15 protein-coding genes are annotated in these 15,401 nt (G+C 70.8%); 8 read left to right on the top strand and 7 right to left on the bottom strand.

Translation table 11 applies throughout. From position 1 onward, the window contains the following. Genes OWR29_RS41480 through OWR29_RS41465 form a run of 4 tightly spaced genes read left to right on the top strand, consistent with a single transcriptional unit; the run spans position 1 to position 3,756 of the window. On the top strand, positions 1–1,062 hold the full coding sequence (locus OWR29_RS41480; RefSeq protein WP_267569091.1) for an ABC transporter permease: 1,062 nt from the start codon (positions 1–3) through the stop codon (positions 1,060–1,062). 2 nt (positions 1,063–1,064) lie between these two features. Further along, a complete protein-coding gene (locus tag OWR29_RS41475) occupies positions 1,065–1,880 on the top strand; it encodes an ATP-binding cassette domain-containing protein (protein WP_267569090.1) in 816 nt (271 codons plus the stop codon). Between the two features lie 5 nt (positions 1,881–1,885). After that, on the top strand, positions 1,886–2,908 hold the full coding sequence (locus OWR29_RS41470; protein WP_267569089.1) for a Gfo/Idh/MocA family protein: 1,023 nt from the start codon (positions 1,886–1,888) through the stop codon (positions 2,906–2,908). Further along, a complete protein-coding gene (locus tag OWR29_RS41465; RefSeq protein ID WP_267569088.1) occupies positions 2,905–3,756 on the top strand; it encodes a sugar phosphate isomerase/epimerase family protein in 852 nt (283 codons plus the stop codon). Before OWR29_RS41470 ends, OWR29_RS41465 begins: the two co-directional genes overlap by 4 nt. A gap of 20 nt (positions 3,757–3,776) precedes the next feature. Here the strand turns inward: OWR29_RS41465 and OWR29_RS41460 are convergent, their stop codons facing one another. From OWR29_RS41460 to OWR29_RS41450, 3 genes are read right to left on the bottom strand one after another with little or no spacing between them, the layout of a single operon-like run. Continuing rightward, on the bottom strand, positions 3,777–4,328 hold the full coding sequence (locus OWR29_RS41460) for a P-loop nucleotide/nucleoside kinase family protein (protein ID WP_267569087.1): 552 nt from the start codon (positions 4,326–4,328) through the stop codon (positions 3,777–3,779). A gap of 2 nt (positions 4,329–4,330) precedes the next feature. Continuing rightward, the gene (locus OWR29_RS41455; RefSeq protein ID WP_267569086.1) at positions 4,331–4,810 is read right to left on the bottom strand and encodes an SRPBCC family protein; all 480 of its coding nucleotides are present in this window, start codon (positions 4,808–4,810) and stop codon (positions 4,331–4,333) included. After that, entirely contained in the window at positions 4,807–5,160 is a 354-nt protein-coding gene (locus OWR29_RS41450) for an ArsR/SmtB family transcription factor (protein ID WP_267569085.1), read from the bottom strand. Before OWR29_RS41450 ends, OWR29_RS41455 begins: the two co-directional genes overlap by 4 nt. 319 nt (positions 5,161–5,479) lie before the next feature. Between OWR29_RS41450 and OWR29_RS41445 the strand changes: the two genes are divergently transcribed. Together OWR29_RS41445 and OWR29_RS41440 are read left to right on the top strand one after the other, a co-directional pair. After that, positions 5,480–5,947, top strand: coding sequence for a hypothetical protein (locus OWR29_RS41445; protein ID WP_267569084.1), 468 nt, complete (start codon positions 5,480–5,482; stop codon positions 5,945–5,947). Between the two features lie 247 nt (positions 5,948–6,194). Beyond that, positions 6,195–6,830 carry a hypothetical protein gene (locus OWR29_RS41440; protein WP_267569083.1) on the top strand — a complete coding sequence of 212 codons (636 nt, stop codon included), beginning with the start codon at positions 6,195–6,197 and terminating at the stop codon, positions 6,828–6,830. A gap of 22 nt (positions 6,831–6,852) precedes the next feature. Here OWR29_RS41440 and OWR29_RS41435 read toward each other — a convergent pair whose 3' ends face one another. Then, complete coding sequence (locus tag OWR29_RS41435; RefSeq protein ID WP_267569082.1) at positions 6,853–7,854, bottom strand: sugar phosphate isomerase/epimerase family protein; 1,002 nt, start codon at positions 7,852–7,854, stop codon at positions 6,853–6,855. A 14-nt stretch (positions 7,855–7,868) separates the two neighbouring features. Beyond that, positions 7,869–9,026, bottom strand: a complete 1,158-nt coding sequence (locus OWR29_RS41430; protein WP_267569081.1) for a Gfo/Idh/MocA family protein — start codon at positions 9,024–9,026, stop codon at positions 7,869–7,871. Between the two features lie 86 nt (positions 9,027–9,112). On the opposite strand from OWR29_RS41430, the gene OWR29_RS41425 reads away from it, so the two are divergent. Then, positions 9,113–10,105 (top strand): LacI family DNA-binding transcriptional regulator, encoded by a 993-nt coding sequence (locus OWR29_RS41425; RefSeq protein WP_267569080.1) that lies wholly within the window; start codon positions 9,113–9,115, stop codon positions 10,103–10,105. Positions 10,106–10,404: 299 nt separating this feature from the next. Further along, positions 10,405–13,518, top strand: coding sequence for an isoleucine--tRNA ligase (ileS, locus tag OWR29_RS41420; RefSeq protein WP_267569079.1), 3,114 nt, complete (start codon positions 10,405–10,407; stop codon positions 13,516–13,518). Positions 13,519–13,520: 2 nt separating this feature from the next. Here ileS and OWR29_RS41415 read toward each other — a convergent pair whose 3' ends face one another. Both OWR29_RS41415 and OWR29_RS41410 read right to left on the bottom strand, forming a co-directional pair. Further along, a complete protein-coding gene (locus tag OWR29_RS41415) occupies positions 13,521–14,543 on the bottom strand; it encodes a glycoside hydrolase family 3 N-terminal domain-containing protein (RefSeq protein ID WP_267569078.1) in 1,023 nt (340 codons plus the stop codon). A gap of 193 nt (positions 14,544–14,736) precedes the next feature. After that, positions 14,737–15,372: a TetR/AcrR family transcriptional regulator gene (locus OWR29_RS41410; protein WP_267569077.1), complete on the bottom strand. Its 636-nt coding sequence runs from the start codon at positions 15,370–15,372 to the stop codon at positions 14,737–14,739. Between the last annotated feature and the right edge of the window lie 29 nt (positions 15,373–15,401).

Below are 15,401 nucleotides of genomic sequence, written 5' to 3'. Positions count from 1 at the left end.
ATGAGCCAGACACTCGAGGCGCCCGCGCCGGCGCCCTCCGAACCGACCAACCGCGTACGTCTCGGCCTGGCCCAGCGCCTGCTCGGCCGGCCCGAGATCGGCGCGCTCGTGGCCGCCGTCATCATCTTCATCTTCTTCCTGGTGGCGGCCCCGTCGTTCCGCTCGGCGGAATCGTTCTTCACCGTCCTCTACCAGTCGTCGATCATCGGCATCGTCGCCGTCGGGGTCGGCCTGCTGATGATCGGCGGCGAGTTCGACCTGTCGGCCGGCGTCATGGTCTACACGGCCGGGCTGGTCACCTCGATGTTCTGCTGGTACTACGGGGTCAACCTGTGGATCGGGGCCGCCCTGTCGCTGGTCTTCTGCCTGGCGCTGGGCTTCCTGAACGGCTACCTGGTGATGAAGACCGGCATCCCGAGCTTCCTGATCACGCTGGGCACGTTCTTCGTGCTGCAGGGGGCCAACCTCGGCGTCACCAAGCTGGTCACCGGCACCGTGTCGACGCCGGACATCAGCGGGATCGACGGCTTCAACTCGTTGCAGTCGGTGTTCTCGTCGAGCTTCAAGATCGGGTCGGTGACGGTCTGGGGCTCGGTCATCTGGTGGATCTTCTTCGTCGCCCTGGCCGCGTGGACGCTGCACCGCACCCGGACCGGCAACTGGATCTACGCCGTCGGGGGCAACCTGGACAGCGCCCGGGCCGTCGGCGTGCCTGTCATCCGTACGAAAATCGGGCTATTCATGACGGTCTCGTTCCTGGCCTGGTTCGTCGGCATGCACCAGTTGTTCCGCTTCAACACGCTGCAGTCCGGCAGCGGCGTCGGCAACGAGTTCCTCTACATCATCGCCGCGGTCGTCGGCGGCACGCTGCTCACCGGCGGATTCGGCAACATGGTGGGCGTCGCCATCGGCGCCTTCATCTTCGGCATGACCAGCCTCGGCATCATCTACGCCGGGTGGGACCCGAACTGGTTCAAGGCCTTCCTCGGCGTCATGCTGCTGCTGGCCGTGCTGGTCAACCTCTACGTGAAGCGGATGTCCACCGCCCGGAAGGTGGGATAGCGATGACCGACACCCTGGCCTCGCACGCCGACCAGACCCTGAACAAGGGTGAGCCGCTCATCGAGATGGAAGAGGTCGGCAAGTCGTACGGCGCCATCCGGGCCCTGCGCGGCATCAACCTGCGCGTCGGCGCGGGCGAGGTGACCTGCGTGCTCGGCGACAACGGCGCCGGCAAGTCCACCCTGATCAAGATCATGTCGGGGCTGCACCCGCACAACGAGGGCAACCTGCGCGTCGACGGCAAAGAGGTCTCCTTCTCGTCGCCGCGCGAGGCGCTCGCCCACGGCATCGCCACGGTCTATCAAGACCTCGCGGTGGTGTCGCTGATGGAGGTGTGGCGCAACTTCTTCCTCGGCTCCGAGATGACCGCCGGCAAGTACCCGCTGGCCGGACTCAAGATCAAGCAGATGAAAGAGATCGCCGACGCCGAGCTGCGGAAGATGGGCATCGTCGTCAAAGACATCAACCAGCCCATCGGCACGCTGTCCGGCGGCCAGCGGCAGTGCGTGGCGATCGCCCGGGCCGTGTACTTCGGGGCCCGCGTGCTCATCCTCGACGAGCCCACCGCCGCGCTGGGCGTCAAGCAGTCCGGCGTGGTGCTCAAGTACGTGGCGGCGGCCCGCGACGCCGGGCTGGGCGTCGTCTTCATCACGCACAACCCGCACCACGCCTACATGGTCGGCGACCACTTCGTCATCCTGAAGCTGGGGCGGATGGCGCTCGACAAGACCCGCAAAGAGGTCGGGCTCGACGAGCTGACCCAGCAGATGGCCGGCGGCGACGAGCTGGCCGAACTGTCCCACGAACTGAAGCGGTGATGCGCATGCTGCAGGTCGGAGTCATCGGCACCGGCATGATCGGTCAGGACCACATCCGGCGCATGTCCTCGGTGCTGGCCGGGGTGCGGGTGACCGCGGTGGCCGACGTCGACACCACGGTGGCGGCGTCGGTCGGGGCCCGGGTCGGCGCGCCCGCCTTCGAATCGGGCGAGGCGCTGATCGCCGATCCGTCCGTGGACGCGGTCGTCGTCTGCTCCTGGGGGCCGACCCACGAGCAGTACGTGCTGGCCGCGATCGCCGCGGGCAAGCCGGTGTTCTGCGAGAAGCCGCTGGCCACCACGCAGGAGGCCTGCCTGCGCATCCTCGAGGCCGAGGTCGCGTACGGCAGCCGGCTCGTGCAGGTCGGCTACATGCGGCGGTACGACGACTCGTACCGGGCGCTGAAGAAGGTGCTCGGCACGGGTCAGATCGGCGCGCCGCTCATGATGCACTGCGCCCACCGCAACGCCAGCGTGCCCGGCTTCTACGAGAAGGAAATGGCGATCACCGACACCGCCGTCCACGAGATCGACATGGTGCGGTGGATGTTCGACGACGAGATCACGGCGGTGCGCGTGCTGACGCCCCGGCGCAGCAGCCTCGGCGGCGAGCTGCAAGACCCGCTGATGCTGTTGTTCGAGCTGGCGTCGGGGGTGCTGGTCGACGTGGAGACGTCGGTCAACATCCGGTACGGCTACGACATCCGCGGCGAGATCGTGGGCGAGGAGGGGACGGCGTCCCTGGGATCGCTGAGCCCGGTGCACGTACGGCGGTCGGGTCTGTCGGCCGACCAGGTGCCGGCCGACTGGCGCGAGAGGTTCCTGCGCGCGTACGACGTGGAGTTCCAGGAGTGGATCGATGCGTTGCGCTCCGGCGGCCAGCCGGTGGGGCCCTCGGCGTGGGACGGATACGCCGCCGCCGTGGTCTCCGACGCCGGCGTGCACGCGCTGCGCACCGGCGAACGGGCGCCGGTCGCCCTGGTCGAGAAGCCCAAGTTGTACGGCGTAACCGGGGGCGTCGTGGCATGAAGATCGCACTGGATCCCTACATGCTGCGGCGGACGCCGCTGCTCGAGCTTCCGCGCGTGGTGGCCGGCCTGGGCTATCAGCACATCGAGCTGTCGCCGCGGGACGACTTCCTGCCGTTCTTCCTGCACCCGCGGGTGGACAAGGCCGGGGTGGCGGCGTTCCGCAAAGAGCTGGCCGCGGCCGAGGTGTCGGTCGCGTCGGTGCTGCCGCTCTACCGGTGGTCGGGCCCCGACGAGGACGAGCGCCAGGCCGCCGTACGGTATTGGAAGCGGGCCATCGAGATCACCGTCGACCTCGGGGTGAACGTCATGAACTCCGAGTTCAACGGACGGCCGGATCGCGCCGCCGAGAGCGAGGCCCAGTTCTGGCGCTCGATGGAGGAGCTGCTGCCGATCTTCGAACGCGAGGGCGTACGGCTGGTGCTCGAGCCGCACCCGGACGACTTCATCGAGGACGGCATCGAGGCGGTCAACCTGATCCGCGGTATCAACAGCGAGCTGGTGTCGTTCCTCTACTGCTGCCCGCACACGTTCCACCAGGGCGGCAACCTGGCCGAGATCATCCGCAACGCCGGCCCGCTGCTGACTCAGCTGCACATCGCCGACTCGTTCGACTTCCGCGCGTCGTCGGGGCTGCGCTACATCGTCAACCCGCCCGGCAGCACGGCCCGCATCCACCAGCACCTGGACATCGGCCAGGGCGAAGTGGACTGGGACCTGTTCTTCCAGACGCTGGGCGAGGTCGGCTTCGACGGCATCGCCACGGTGTGTGTCTTCGCCTGGGAGGAGCGGGCCGAGGACAGTGCCCGCTACAACCTCGACCGCATCAACAAGTATCTGGCGTCCTGACGTCGCCGCCCCGGGCTGCCTCAGCGGTCCGGGGCCTCGGCTGCCGCACGAACCAGCTCCCGCAGCTTGATCAGGTTCTGGGCCAAGGCGGGAACGTCGACCTCGGCGTCGGTGCGCACCCGCACTTCCAGGCTGGCCCCGAGCGGCGCGGCCTCGGCCAGCCAGCGCGGCCACGACTCGGCCAGGTGCCGGTCGTCCCCGTAGAAAGCCGGCCGCGTGCGCCGGGCGTACCGCTCGCGCGCCACCTCACCCGGGACGTCGCACCAGACCTCGACGACCTGACGGGTGCCCGTCCGGCCCAGGCCCTGCCACACGAAGTCCCGGTCGCGGGGCCGGAACCACCAGGACTCCAGGACAACCTCGCCCGGGACGGCGGCGGCCAGCGTCCACAAGAGCTCCGACGCCGTACGCCCGAGGGCGGCGGCCGGAACCTGCGGCACGGCCGCCGCCAACGCCTCCTTGAGCGCGTCCTTCGAGATCAGCGGGACGTCGAGCTCGGCCGCCAGCGCCGTCGCGAGGGTCGTCTTGCCCGAGCCCGGCAGCCCGTTGACCAGGATGACGCGCTCAGCCACTCCTACCCTTCCCCGAAGAGGGCGGCGAAGCGGCTCAGGTACAGCGGCCAGCCCTGGTCGTTGCCGAGCTGGTCGATCAGGGCGCGCCAGCCCGGGCCGTGCCGGTCGAGGTGGCGGTGTTCCAATTCCACCCGCGTACGGTCGGGGGCCTCGGCGATGAAGCGGACCTCGACCTCGCTGGCGTTGGCCGGATCCGTCTCGAGCTCCCACTGCACGCCGATGTCCCAGCTGAAGACCAGCCGGTCGGGCGGCTCGAAGGCCAGGACGCGGGCCCAGGCGAACTCGGTGCCGTCCTCCGCCCGGTCGTAGATGCGCCCGCCCACCCGAGGCTCGAGCACCGTCTCGGCGATCGGTGAGCTGAGCAGGGTGTGGTCGCGCGGCTTGATGTCGTTGAAGCGCCCGGTGAACACCTCGAACGCCTTCTGCTGCGGCGCCCGGACGACCACCTGCCGCAGAACCACCTCGGTTGCTGCCTCGGTCATGACTTCTCCTCGTCTGCTTCCTCGACGATCTCTTGCAAACCCTCCAGGGTCCGCCGCCAGAACACGTCGAGCTGGTCGCGGAGCGCGGAGACGCCGGCGGGGTTGAGCCGATAGACCCGGCGCGTGCCCGCGGCCTCGTCGTCGACGAGCCCCGCATCCTTGAGCACGCGCAGATGCTGCGACACCGCCGGCCGGCTGATCGGCAGTTGCGCGGCCAGCTCACCGACGGCATGTGGCCGCACCGCCAGGCTCTCCACGATCGCGCGACGGCTCGGATCCCCGAGAATTTCCCACCCGTCGGGCCCTGGCCCGTCAGGCCCTGGTTCGCCGGGCCCTTGGTTAGTGGCCACGAACGGTAAGTTACGACTTACCAACCGCCTCGTCAACCCTCACAGCGGCGCAATCGTCAACCCGCGCGGCGGCGCGATTGTCAACCCGCGTGGCGGCGCGATCGTCAACTCCGCGCGGCGGCGCGATCGTCAACCCGCGTGGCGGCGCGATCGTCAACTCCGCGCGGCGGTGCGATCGTCAACCCGTGCGGCGGTGCGATCGTCAACCCGTGCGGCGGCGCGATCGTCAGCTCCGCGCGGCGGCGGGATCGTCCATCCGCGCGGCGGTGCGACCGGAACGGGATCGACGATCGGCGGCCGGCTCGGGGATCATGCCCGCATGGCGGCGGAGACATGGACGGCTCTGACATCACTGGGCGGAGTCGCGCTCGGCGGCGGACTGTCGTACCTGGTGCAGAGGACAACGCAGCGCATGACGGCACGCCTCGAAGAGGGCAAACAGGCGGCGGCCCGGACGGAGGCGCGCCGGGCCGAGCGGCTGGCCCTGCTCGAGCGTTTCGTCGGCGTGGCGGCCGAGGCCGAGCGCTGCGCGTTCGACCGCCCGCCCACCTGGCAAGAGGGCGACGAGTGGCACGCCCGGGCGCAGGAGACGATGAACCGTTTCTGGGTGGCCGAACGCATGATCCGCCTGCTGTTCCCGCCCCCGGTCCACGACGCCGCGCGCGCCTACTTCTTGATGCTCAACGGCGCGGTCTGGGAGGGAACCCCCGGGCGCGACGAGCTGAGGGACGCCTTGGAGAACCCCCGCCTGGCGTTCCTCGACGCGGCACGAGCCAAACTCGACTGAAAGCGGCGGCCACCCGGCTGCGTCGGCGTTTTCCCTGGGCTTGGCGCGGCCACCGCGGCCCCGCCTGCCACCGCGGCCACCGCTGCCACCGCGGCCAGCGCGGCCACGGCGGGCACCGTGGGCAGCGCGCCCACGGCGGCCACGGCGGCCAGCGCGCCCACGGCGGCCACCGCGGCCAGCGCGCCCACGACGACCACCGCGCCCACGGCGGCCACCGCGGGCAGGCGATCGGTGGCACGATCGGCCGATGCGGATCGTCTTCGACGGGCTCGTTCCGGTCGCCTACGGGCAGGCCTATGTGATCAGTCGCGACCTGCCGGACATGGGCCGCGCGTTCGCCGGTCAGGCGAACGGGCTCTGCGGTGTCGGCGAGCCGGGCGCGCTGCTCCTGATGACCGGCACGCATTCCGGGCGGGTCCGCTTCACGATCGAGCTGCACGACGCCGAGCCACCGGCCGCCGCTGACGAATGGCAGGAGGTGGTCGAGGTGGCCTTCCACCCGACCACGGCAACGGTGGATCTCGTGCCGTGGGGTCAGGGCTCGCTCGCCCGCCTGCCGCTGGCGCCCGACGGTGGCCCGCTTCCGGCCTTCCGCGTGCGGTACTGCGCCCTCGGCATGGACGAGGGCCGCAACCCGTTCGGCCTCTTCGACCCGGACGAGATCGCCGAGGACGACTACACCTACATGGACCAGCGCCCGGACCGCTACCTGCTGAGCTTCTGGCCCCAGGGCGGCGGCGGCCGATCAGCCGCAGGCGCGCCGCCCGCCGACGTGATCGCGCGACAGACCAGCCGGTCGGCCGCCTACCGGCACGGGTGGGCGCGCGGGCTGGCGGCGCCGCCGGCGTTCCGGGAGCGGGACGAAGCCGAGGCGGAACGGTAGCGCCGGAGCTGATCCGCGCCGGTCAGATGCCGGCCTTGCGGCCGGCGGCGATGAGGTTCTCGGCGGCCAGGCGCAGGCCCTCGATCTGGTCGAGTTCCGTGTCCTCGTGCTCGATGTTGACGGCCATGTCGGGGTCGACCTCGTGCAGGGCCTGCAGGAAGGGCACCCAGAAGTCGTCGCCGTGGCCGCGGCCGACGGCCACGAACTGCCAGGACGGCTGGGCCGGCCACTGGTTCAACGTGTTGTGACCGCCCAGGTTCAGCGGATTCTGGTCGGCCGGGGTGCGGGTGAACCGGTCGTCGAGCACGCCGAAGAGGCGGACGTTCTCGTCGTTGATGCGGGTGTCCTTGGCGGCGGCGTGGAAGACGCGGTCGCCCAGATACCTGATGGCGGCGACCGGGTCGATGCCCTGCCAGAACAGGTGGCTGGGGTCCATTTCGGCGCCGACGTGGGTGGCGCCGGTCTGCTCGATCAGGCGCAGCAGCGTGGGCGGGTTGAACACGATGTTGTGCGGGTGCATCTCGATGCACACCTTGACGTCGGCGTCGGCCGCGCGGGCCTGGATGTCGCGCCAGAACGGGACGGCCACCTCGTCCCACTGGTAGTCGAGCGCGTCCAGCCATTGGCTGTCCCACGGGTTGACCACCCAGTTGGCCGCCGTGGCGCCGGCGTGAGCCCCCGGCAGGCCGGACATCGTCACAACGCGTTTGACCCCGAGCAGGGCGGCCAGTTCGATGCTGCGGCGCAGGTCGGCCGCGTGCTTCGGGCCGACCAGCGGGTCGGGGTTGAGCGGGTTGCCGTTGCAGTTGAAGCCGGTCAGCGTGATGCCGGCCTGGGCGTAGCGGCCCAGGTATTCCTCGCGGGCGCCCGCGCTGGCCAGCAGGTCGTCGATGGGGATGTGCGGCGCGGCGATGAAGCCGCCGGTGTTGATCTCGGCACTGGTCAGGCCCAGCTCGCCGAGGATCTTCAGGGTCTCGTCGAGGGAACGGTCGTGCAGGCAGGCGGTGTAGGCACCGAGGCGCATGGCGGGGTCTCTCTCTAGAGGGTGACGGGCTTGCCGGTGGCGGAGACGACCGCCTCGAGGACGCGCAGGTTGTGCAGGCCGTGAGCCAGGTCGGGGCAGGGCGGCAGGCTCTTGACGCCGGCGATCTGGTCGAGGAAGGCGCGGGCCTGATAGACGAAGAAGTCGTTCTGGCCGTGGCCGACCGTGGGGAAATCCATCGGCAGGCCGCGGGCGACGTACGGATGCCATGGTCCGATGAAGACAGTGCGCGCGCCGTTGACGGCCGCGTCGGGCCCGCCGTCGATGACGCTGAACTCGGCCGGCCGGGTCATGTCGAACGAGGCGGTGCCGCGCTCGCAGAACAGGTCGACCCGCAGCGTGTTGGCGTGCCCGAAGGCCACCCGGGACAGCGAGAACGTGCCGACCGCGCCGCTCGCGTAGCTGGTGGTGAAGGTGCAGACGTCCTCATTTTCGACCGGGACGAGTTCGTCGCTCACCTGCACGCCGCCGGCGTGGCCGACCGCGACGCCCAGCGGCTTGGGCCTTTCCGTGACCAACGTGGCCATCGTCGTGCCCTGGACGCCGCTGGTGGGGCCGCAGAAGAACTCGGCCAGGTCGGTCAGGTGGCTGCCGATGTCGGCCAGCACGCCCGACCCGGGGCCGCCCTGGTAGCGCCAGCTCATCGGGCGCTGGGGGTCGAAACCGTAGTCGCACCAGTAGTTGCCGACGAAGTGGCGGACCGGGCCGAGCGCGCCCTCGACCTGTTGCTTGAGGGCGTTGAGGGCGGGGGAGCGGCGGAAAGTGAAGCCGACGGCATTGACCTGGCCGGGTGCGGCGGCGGCCGCGGCCACCATGGCCTCGCCGTCGGCGACGCTCGGGGCCAGCGGCTTCTCGCAGAGCACGTGCTTGCCGGCCGCCAGCGCGGCCTCGACGACCTCGCGGTGCAGGCTGTTGGCCACGGCGACGCTGACCGCGTCGACGTCGGGCGCCTCGACGACGGCCCGCCAATCCGTCTCGGCGCGGGCGTAGCCGTAGCGCGCGGCGGCATCGGCGGCGAACGGCTCGTGCAGGTCGGCGATCGCGACCAGCCGGGGCGGAGTCGCGAGGTCGAAGACGGTGGCGGCTTGACGGTACGCGTTGGCGTGCGCGCGGCCGACCATGCCGGCGCCGATCACCGCAACTCCGAAGGTCATGAGGACTCCCTTAAAGCGCTTTAAGAACTCCTGTACTATCGACGTTGATCTCGCTGAGTGTCAAGGCGTGCACGAGGAGTGAAATAGTGGATCAGCGACCGCGACTGTCCGACGTGGCCGCTCGCGTCGGCGTCTCGCCCGCCTCGGTCTCGCTCGTGCTGCGCGGCGCACCCGGCCCCAGCGCCGAGACGCGCGAGCGGGTGCTGGCCGCGGCGGCTGAGCTGGGCTATCGGGCCGACCGCACGGCCAGCCTGCTCGCCCGCCGCCGGCGGCACCTGCTCGGTGTCCTGCTCGACGTGCGCAACCCCTTCCACGCCGAGCTGGCCGAAGAGATCCACGTCCAGGCCGACGAGGCCGGCTACGAGGTAGTGCTGTCGACCCTCACGCGCGACCGTGACGAACCCCGGGCGATCGAGACCCTGCTCGACTTCCGCTGCGAGGCGCTGATCCTGCTCGGCCCTGACGCGCCCGAGGACGAGCTGGGCAAGCTGGCCGCCCAGGTGCCGTGCGTCGTGGTCGGCCGCATGGCCCGCGGCGTGGACGTCGACATCGTGCGCCCGGCCGACGACGTGGGGGTGGACGCCGCCCTCGACCATCTGATCGGTCTCGGTCATCGGCGCATCGCGTTCGTGGACGGCGGCCGGGGCGCGGTCGCGGCGGCTCGCCGTCGGGGTTACCGGCGCGCGATGCGGCGGGCCGGGCTGCCGGCCGAGGTGCTGCCCGGCGACCACACGGAGGAGGGCGGCGTACGCGTGGGACGCAGGCTCGTCGCCGAGCGCGACCTGCCCACCGCGATCGTCGCCTCGAACGACCGCCTCGCCGTGGGCCTGATGGACGCGTTCGTCCGGGCCGGCGTCGACGTTCCCGGCCGGGTCTCCGTGGTCGGCTACGACGACAGCACGCTGGCCCACCTGGCCCACATCGACCTGACCTCGGTCAACCAGGACGCGCCGGCCCAGGCCCGGGCGGCGGTGTCGGCCGCCGTGTCCCGGCTCGACGAGGGCCGCACGGTGTCGAGCGAGATCGTGCTGGTGCCGCACCTGGTCGTGCGGGGCAGCACGGCCGCACCACCGAATTGAGGGAAACCACATGGCGGGCCCTTCCGCCCAGTGGGTAGCATCGTCGGCGCAGGGCACTGATGGGGACGAGTAAGACCGCACGCAGCCACGAGAGACCCGGGGACGGTGGAAGCCCGGGGGTGTGCGCGGCCCGAAGATCACCCCGGAGCCGTCGGAAGAAAGGCCACCCGGCCGACTAGAACCGACTGCAACCACTTCGAGTGGGTCGTGATCGCACGGCCAAAGAGGGTGGTACCGCGGGGCTGATCGGGTCTCGTCCCTCTGTTGATGACGGAACGACGTCCGACGGAGGAACAACGGTGTATCGCCCGGTGCCCGCGCAGGTCGACCTGCCCGCGCTCGACCACGACGTCCTGCGGTTCTGGCAGGACAACAAGATCTTCGCGCGCAGCCTCGAGCAGTCGGCCGGCCGCCCCGAGTGGGTCTTCTACGAGGGTCCGCCCACGGCCAACGGCATGCCCGGCGCCCACCACATCGAGGCCCGCGTCTTCAAGGACGTCTTCCCGCGCTACCGCACCATGAAGGGCTTCCACGTCGCCCGCAAGGCCGGCTGGGACTGCCACGGCCTGCCGGTCGAGCTGGCCGTCGAGAAAGAGCTCGGTTTCAGCGGCAAGCAGGACATCGAGGCGTACGGCATCGCCGCCTTCAACGACCGCTGCCGGGCCTCGGTCACCCGCCACACCGACGCGTTCGCCGAGCTCACCGAGCGCATGGGCTACTGGGTCGACATGGCCGACGCCTACCGCACCATGGACCCGGACTACATCGAGTCGGTGTGGTGGTCGCTCAAGCAGATCTTCGACAAGGGCCTGCTGGTCGAGGATTTCCGCGTCGCTCCCTGGTGCCCGCGCGACCAGACCACCCTCTCCGACCACGAGCTGGCACAGGGCTACGAGACCGACGTCGACCCGGCGGTCTACGTCCGCTTCCCGCTCACCTCGGGCCCGCTCGAGGGCCAGGCGTCGCTGCTGGTCTGGACGACCACGCCGTGGACGCTGGTCTCCAACACCGCAGTCGCCGTCAACCCCGACGTGACGTACGTGGTGGCCACCGACGGCACCGAGCGGCTGGTGCTGGCCGAGCCGCTGATGGCCCAGGTGCTGGGCGACGAATGGCGCGCGACCGGCGAGTCGTTCACCGGCCAGCAGATGGAACGCTGGACCTACCGGCCGCCGTTCGAGCTGGTCGAGGTGCCCGACGCGCACATCGTGATCCTGGCCGGCTACGTCACCACCGACAGCGGCACCGGGCTGGTCCACCAGTCGCCGGCGTTCGGCGCGGACGACCTGGCCAGCTGCCGCGCGTACGGGTTGCCCATGGTCAACCCGGTCCGGCGCGACGGCACCTTCGACCCCGAGGTGCCGCTGGTGGGCGGGCTGTTCTTCCGTACGGCGAACGAGCCGCTGGTCGAGGCGCTGCGGAGCTCCGGCCTGTTGTTCCGCCTGGACCCGTACGAGCATCAGTACCCGCACTGCTGGCGCTGCCACACCGCGTTGATCTATTACGCGCAGCCCTCCTGGTACGTGCGCACCACCGCCGTACGCGAAAAGATGTTGGAGGAGAACGAGCGCACCACCTGGCAGCCCGAGACGGTCAAGCACGGCCGGTACGGCGACTGGCTGACCAACAACGTCGACTGGGCGCTGTCCCGCAACCGCTACTGGGGCACGCCGCTGCCCATCTGGCGCTGCGCCGAGGGCCACCTGACCTGCATCGGCTCCCTGGCCGAGCTGGGCTCGCTGGCCGGCCGCGACCTGTCCGCGCTCGACCCGCACCGCCCCTACATCGATGACGTCACCTTCGCCTGCCCGCAGTGCGCGGCGACGGCCACCCGGGTACCCGAGGTCATCGACGCCTGGTACGACTCGGGTTCCATGCCGTTCGCCCAGTTCGGCTACCCGTACAAGAACAAAGAGCTGTTCGAGCAGCGCTTCCCCGCCCAGTTCATCAGCGAGGCGATCGACCAGACCCGCGGCTGGTTCTACACGCTCATGGCGGTCAGCACGCTGGTCTTCGACCGGTCGTCGTACGAGGCCGTGGTCTGCCTCGGCCACATCCTGGCCGAGGACGGCCGCAAGATGTCCAAGCACCTCGGCAACATCCTTGAGCCGATCCCGCTGATGGACACGCACGGCGCCGACGCGGTCCGCTGGTTCATGGCCTGCGTGGGTTCGCCCTGGTCGGCGCGCAGGGTCGGGCACACCACCCTGCAAGAGGTGGTGCGCAAGACCCTGCTGACCTACTGGAACACGGTCGCCTTCCAGGCCCTCTACGGCCGCTCCTCGGGCTGGCAGCCTTCGGCCGGCGATCCCGCCCCGGCCGACCGCCCGCTGCTCGACCGCTGGGTGCTGTCCGAGCTGAACGAGCTGATCCGCAAGGTCGACGCGGCCTACGCCGCTTTCGACACGCAAGAGGCGGGCCGGTTGCTGGCGGCTTTCGTCGATGATCTCTCCAATTGGTACGTACGCCGGTCCCGCCGTCGCTTCTGGCGGGGCGAGCCGGCCGCGCTGGCCACGCTGCACGAGGCCCTGCGCACCGTCACGTTGCTGATGGCCCCGCTCACGCCGTTCGTCACCGAGCGCGTGTGGGGCGACCTGGTCTCGCCGGTCGACCCGTCGGCGGCCGAGTCGGTGCACCTGGCGGCCTTCCCCGAGGCCGACGAGGCGCTGATCGACCCCGCCCTGTCGGCGCAGATGGCGCTGGTGCGGCGGCTGGTCGAGCTCGGCCGGGCCGCCCGGGCCGAGTCGGGCATGAAGGTGCGCCAGCCGCTGTCGCGCGCCCTGGCCTCGGCGTCCGGCTTCAGCGACCTGCCGCCCGCCCTGCTGGCCGAGATCGCGGCCGAGTTGAACGTGGGCGAGGTCGGCCCGGTGGCCGGCTCCTTCGTCGACACGACGGCCAAGGCCAATTTCCGTACGCTCGGCAAGCGCTTCGGAAAACAGGTGCAGGCGGTGGCGAAGTCGATCGCCGCGGCCGACGCCGCCGAGCTCAAGGACTCATTGCGTACGACGGGAACGGCGCAGCTGGAGGTCGACGGCGAGCCGATCACGCTCACCCCCGACGAGGTCGTCATCACCGAGACCCCGCGCGCGGGCTGGGCCGTGTCCTCCGACTCCGGCGGCACGGTGGCGCTCGACCTCACACTCACGCCGGAACTGCGCCGGGCCGGCGTGGCCCGCGACGCCGTCCGTCAGATCCAGGAGGCCCGCAAGGCCAGCGGTCTCGAGGTGTCCGACCGGATCGAGCTGCGCTGGTCGGCCGAGGGTGAGACGGCGCAGGCCCTCGGCGAACACGCGGCCCTGGTCGCCGACGAGGTGCTGGCCACGAGCTACGAGCCCGGCGCCGCCACCTGGCCCGAGGCCCGCGAGTTCACCGACGAGTCGATCGGGCTCACGTTCTGGCTGCGCAAGGCCTGAGGTCAGCCGCAGGTGAGCAGGCCCGCCCGTTTCTTGGTCTCCAAGACGTGGCGGGCCGCCTCGTCGACGCGGGCGCGGAAGGACTGATCGCTTTCGGCCTTGGCGATGAGGGCGCCGGCCATGGGGGCGGCGTCCGAGGCCACGATGGTGAGCACCATGTCGCCGCCCGCGCCGACGAAGCGTACGGCTCGCTGGGCGGGTGGGACGGCGGTGACCGCACGGGCCGCGCCCAGGTCGTCCGAGATCACGAGGCCGTCGAAGCCGATCTTCTCGCGCAGCAGGCCGGTGATGACCGGGCGCGAGAAGGCGGCGACGGCGTCCGGGTCGATCCTGGGATAGCGGGCGGACGAGATCATCACGGCCGCCGTGCCCGACTCGATGCCGGCCTTGAACGGCGCCAGGTACGGGTCGTTCACCGTGGCCACCGTGTCGGTCGCACCGGTGGACACATCGGTGTTGACGCGGACCCGGCCCAGGCCGGGGAAGTGCTTCAACGTGGTCAGCACGCCGGCATCCTGCGAGGCCGGGACGACCGTACGAATGGCCGCCGCGACCTTCGCGGGGTCGGAGCCGAACTCCCGGCGGAAGGCGCCGATCGGCGGGTTGCCGGTGCCGATGCTGGTCGGCACGGTGTCGGCGACCGGGGCCAGGTTGAGGTTCACGCCGACCGCTTCGAGACGGCGGGCGCTGGTACGGGTGGTGTCGCGCAGCGTCGTAGCCGGGCCGCCGCCGAGCCGGTAGGCCGAAGGCAGCCGGGGGAAGTCCGGCCCCTTCAGGGTCTGGACGCTGCCGCCCTCCTGGTCGACGGCCAACAGCATCGGCAGGGGGGCCCGCTTCTGCAACGCGGCGATGTCCGACTTCAGCTCGGCGGCCGGGTGGGTGCTGCGGCCGCGCAGGAAGACGCCGCCCAGGTGGTAGCGGCGGACGGTGTCACCGAGGCCGCTGGGCGCGTTCACCGCGGCGCCGATCATGAGCAGCTGGCCGACGCGCTCGGGCAGGTCGAGGCCGTCGAGGGTCGCGGTCACGCAGTCGGGCTGCGGTGCTGCGGACGAAGGGGAAGGTGAGGGCGACGGCGAAGCCGAGGGCGACGGGGAGGCCGAGGGGGACGGCGGCGCCGCGACCGGGGGCTCGTCTTTAGCAGTGCACCCGCTGACGGTCAGAACCACGGCGACCGCGACGGCGGCCAGGCTTCGCTTCATCGACCGCCACGCTAGCCAATCACTGCGGCGGGGGTGGTGTGCGGCCGGGGGAGATCGTGTGAAGGCCCTCGAAGGCGAGGGCGGTCAGCGCGTCCGCGATGGCGTCGGCGCCGCCGGGGCGCGGGCGGTACCACTCGGTGAGCGAGTTGACCATGCCGAGCAACAGGCGGGCCGCCGTGGCCGGGTCGATGTCGGGCCGGACGCCGCCCTCGGCCTGAGCCTGCTTGACCAGCTCGGTGACCACCAGGTCGAACTGCCGCCGCCGGGCCAGCGCGTGCTGCTCGACCTCGGTGTTGCCGCGCACCCGCAGCAGCACCGTCACGTACTCGAACCGCTCCGACAACACGAGCACGCTGCGCCGGATCAGTTGCTCGAGCCTTTCCAGGGCCGACACGTCGAGAGCACGAACCTCGTCGGCCGCCTCGAACAGACCGTCGAGCGCCCGGTCCATCGCCATCTGCAGCAGCTGTTCCTTGCCGCTGATGTGGTGGTAGACGCTGGATTTCGTGATGCCCAGGGAGACGGCGATGTCGAACATGCTCGTGTAGTCGTAGCCGCGCTCGTTGAACAGCCGCACGGCGGCGGCCAGCACGGCATCCTGGTCATAGCCGGGACGACCGCGCCGCCGGGGTTGATTCGCGGGTGTCGGTGCCATTCTCTCTCCCGGGCTTGATTACCGACCGA

The sequence above is a fragment of the Paractinoplanes pyxinae genome, from assembly GCF_026626335.1.
GTDB lineage: Bacteria > Actinomycetota > Actinomycetes > Mycobacteriales > Micromonosporaceae > Actinoplanes > Actinoplanes pyxinae.
Note: the sequence above shows the minus strand (reverse complement) of the source record. Positions and strands in the feature narration are given on the sequence as shown.

What these genes read in the sequence shown, in the direction of transcription:
- OWR29_RS41480 (WP_267569091.1), top strand. Translation starts at nt 1, where the DNA reads ATGAGCCAGACACTCGAGGCGCCCGCGCCGGCGCCCTCCGAACCGACC.
- OWR29_RS41410 (WP_267569077.1), bottom strand. Translation starts at nt 15,372, where the DNA reads ATGGCACCGACACCCGCGAATCAACCCCGGCGGCGCGGTCGTCCCGGC.
- OWR29_RS41435 (WP_267569082.1), bottom strand. Translation starts at nt 7,854, where the DNA reads ATGCGCCTCGGTGCCTACACCGCCTGCCTGCACGACCGTTCCCTCGAC.
- OWR29_RS41455 (WP_267569086.1), bottom strand. Translation starts at nt 4,810, where the DNA reads ATGACCGAGGCAGCAACCGAGGTGGTTCTGCGGCAGGTGGTCGTCCGG.
- OWR29_RS41470 (WP_267569089.1), top strand. Translation starts at nt 1,886, where the DNA reads ATGCTGCAGGTCGGAGTCATCGGCACCGGCATGATCGGTCAGGACCAC.
- OWR29_RS41475 (WP_267569090.1), top strand. Translation starts at nt 1,065, where the DNA reads ATGACCGACACCCTGGCCTCGCACGCCGACCAGACCCTGAACAAGGGT.
- OWR29_RS41445 (WP_267569084.1), top strand. Translation starts at nt 5,480, where the DNA reads ATGGCGGCGGAGACATGGACGGCTCTGACATCACTGGGCGGAGTCGCG.
- OWR29_RS41465 (WP_267569088.1), top strand. Translation starts at nt 2,905, where the DNA reads ATGAAGATCGCACTGGATCCCTACATGCTGCGGCGGACGCCGCTGCTC.
- OWR29_RS41430 (WP_267569081.1), bottom strand. Translation starts at nt 9,026, where the DNA reads ATGACCTTCGGAGTTGCGGTGATCGGCGCCGGCATGGTCGGCCGCGCG.
- OWR29_RS41440 (WP_267569083.1), top strand. Translation starts at nt 6,195, where the DNA reads ATGCGGATCGTCTTCGACGGGCTCGTTCCGGTCGCCTACGGGCAGGCC.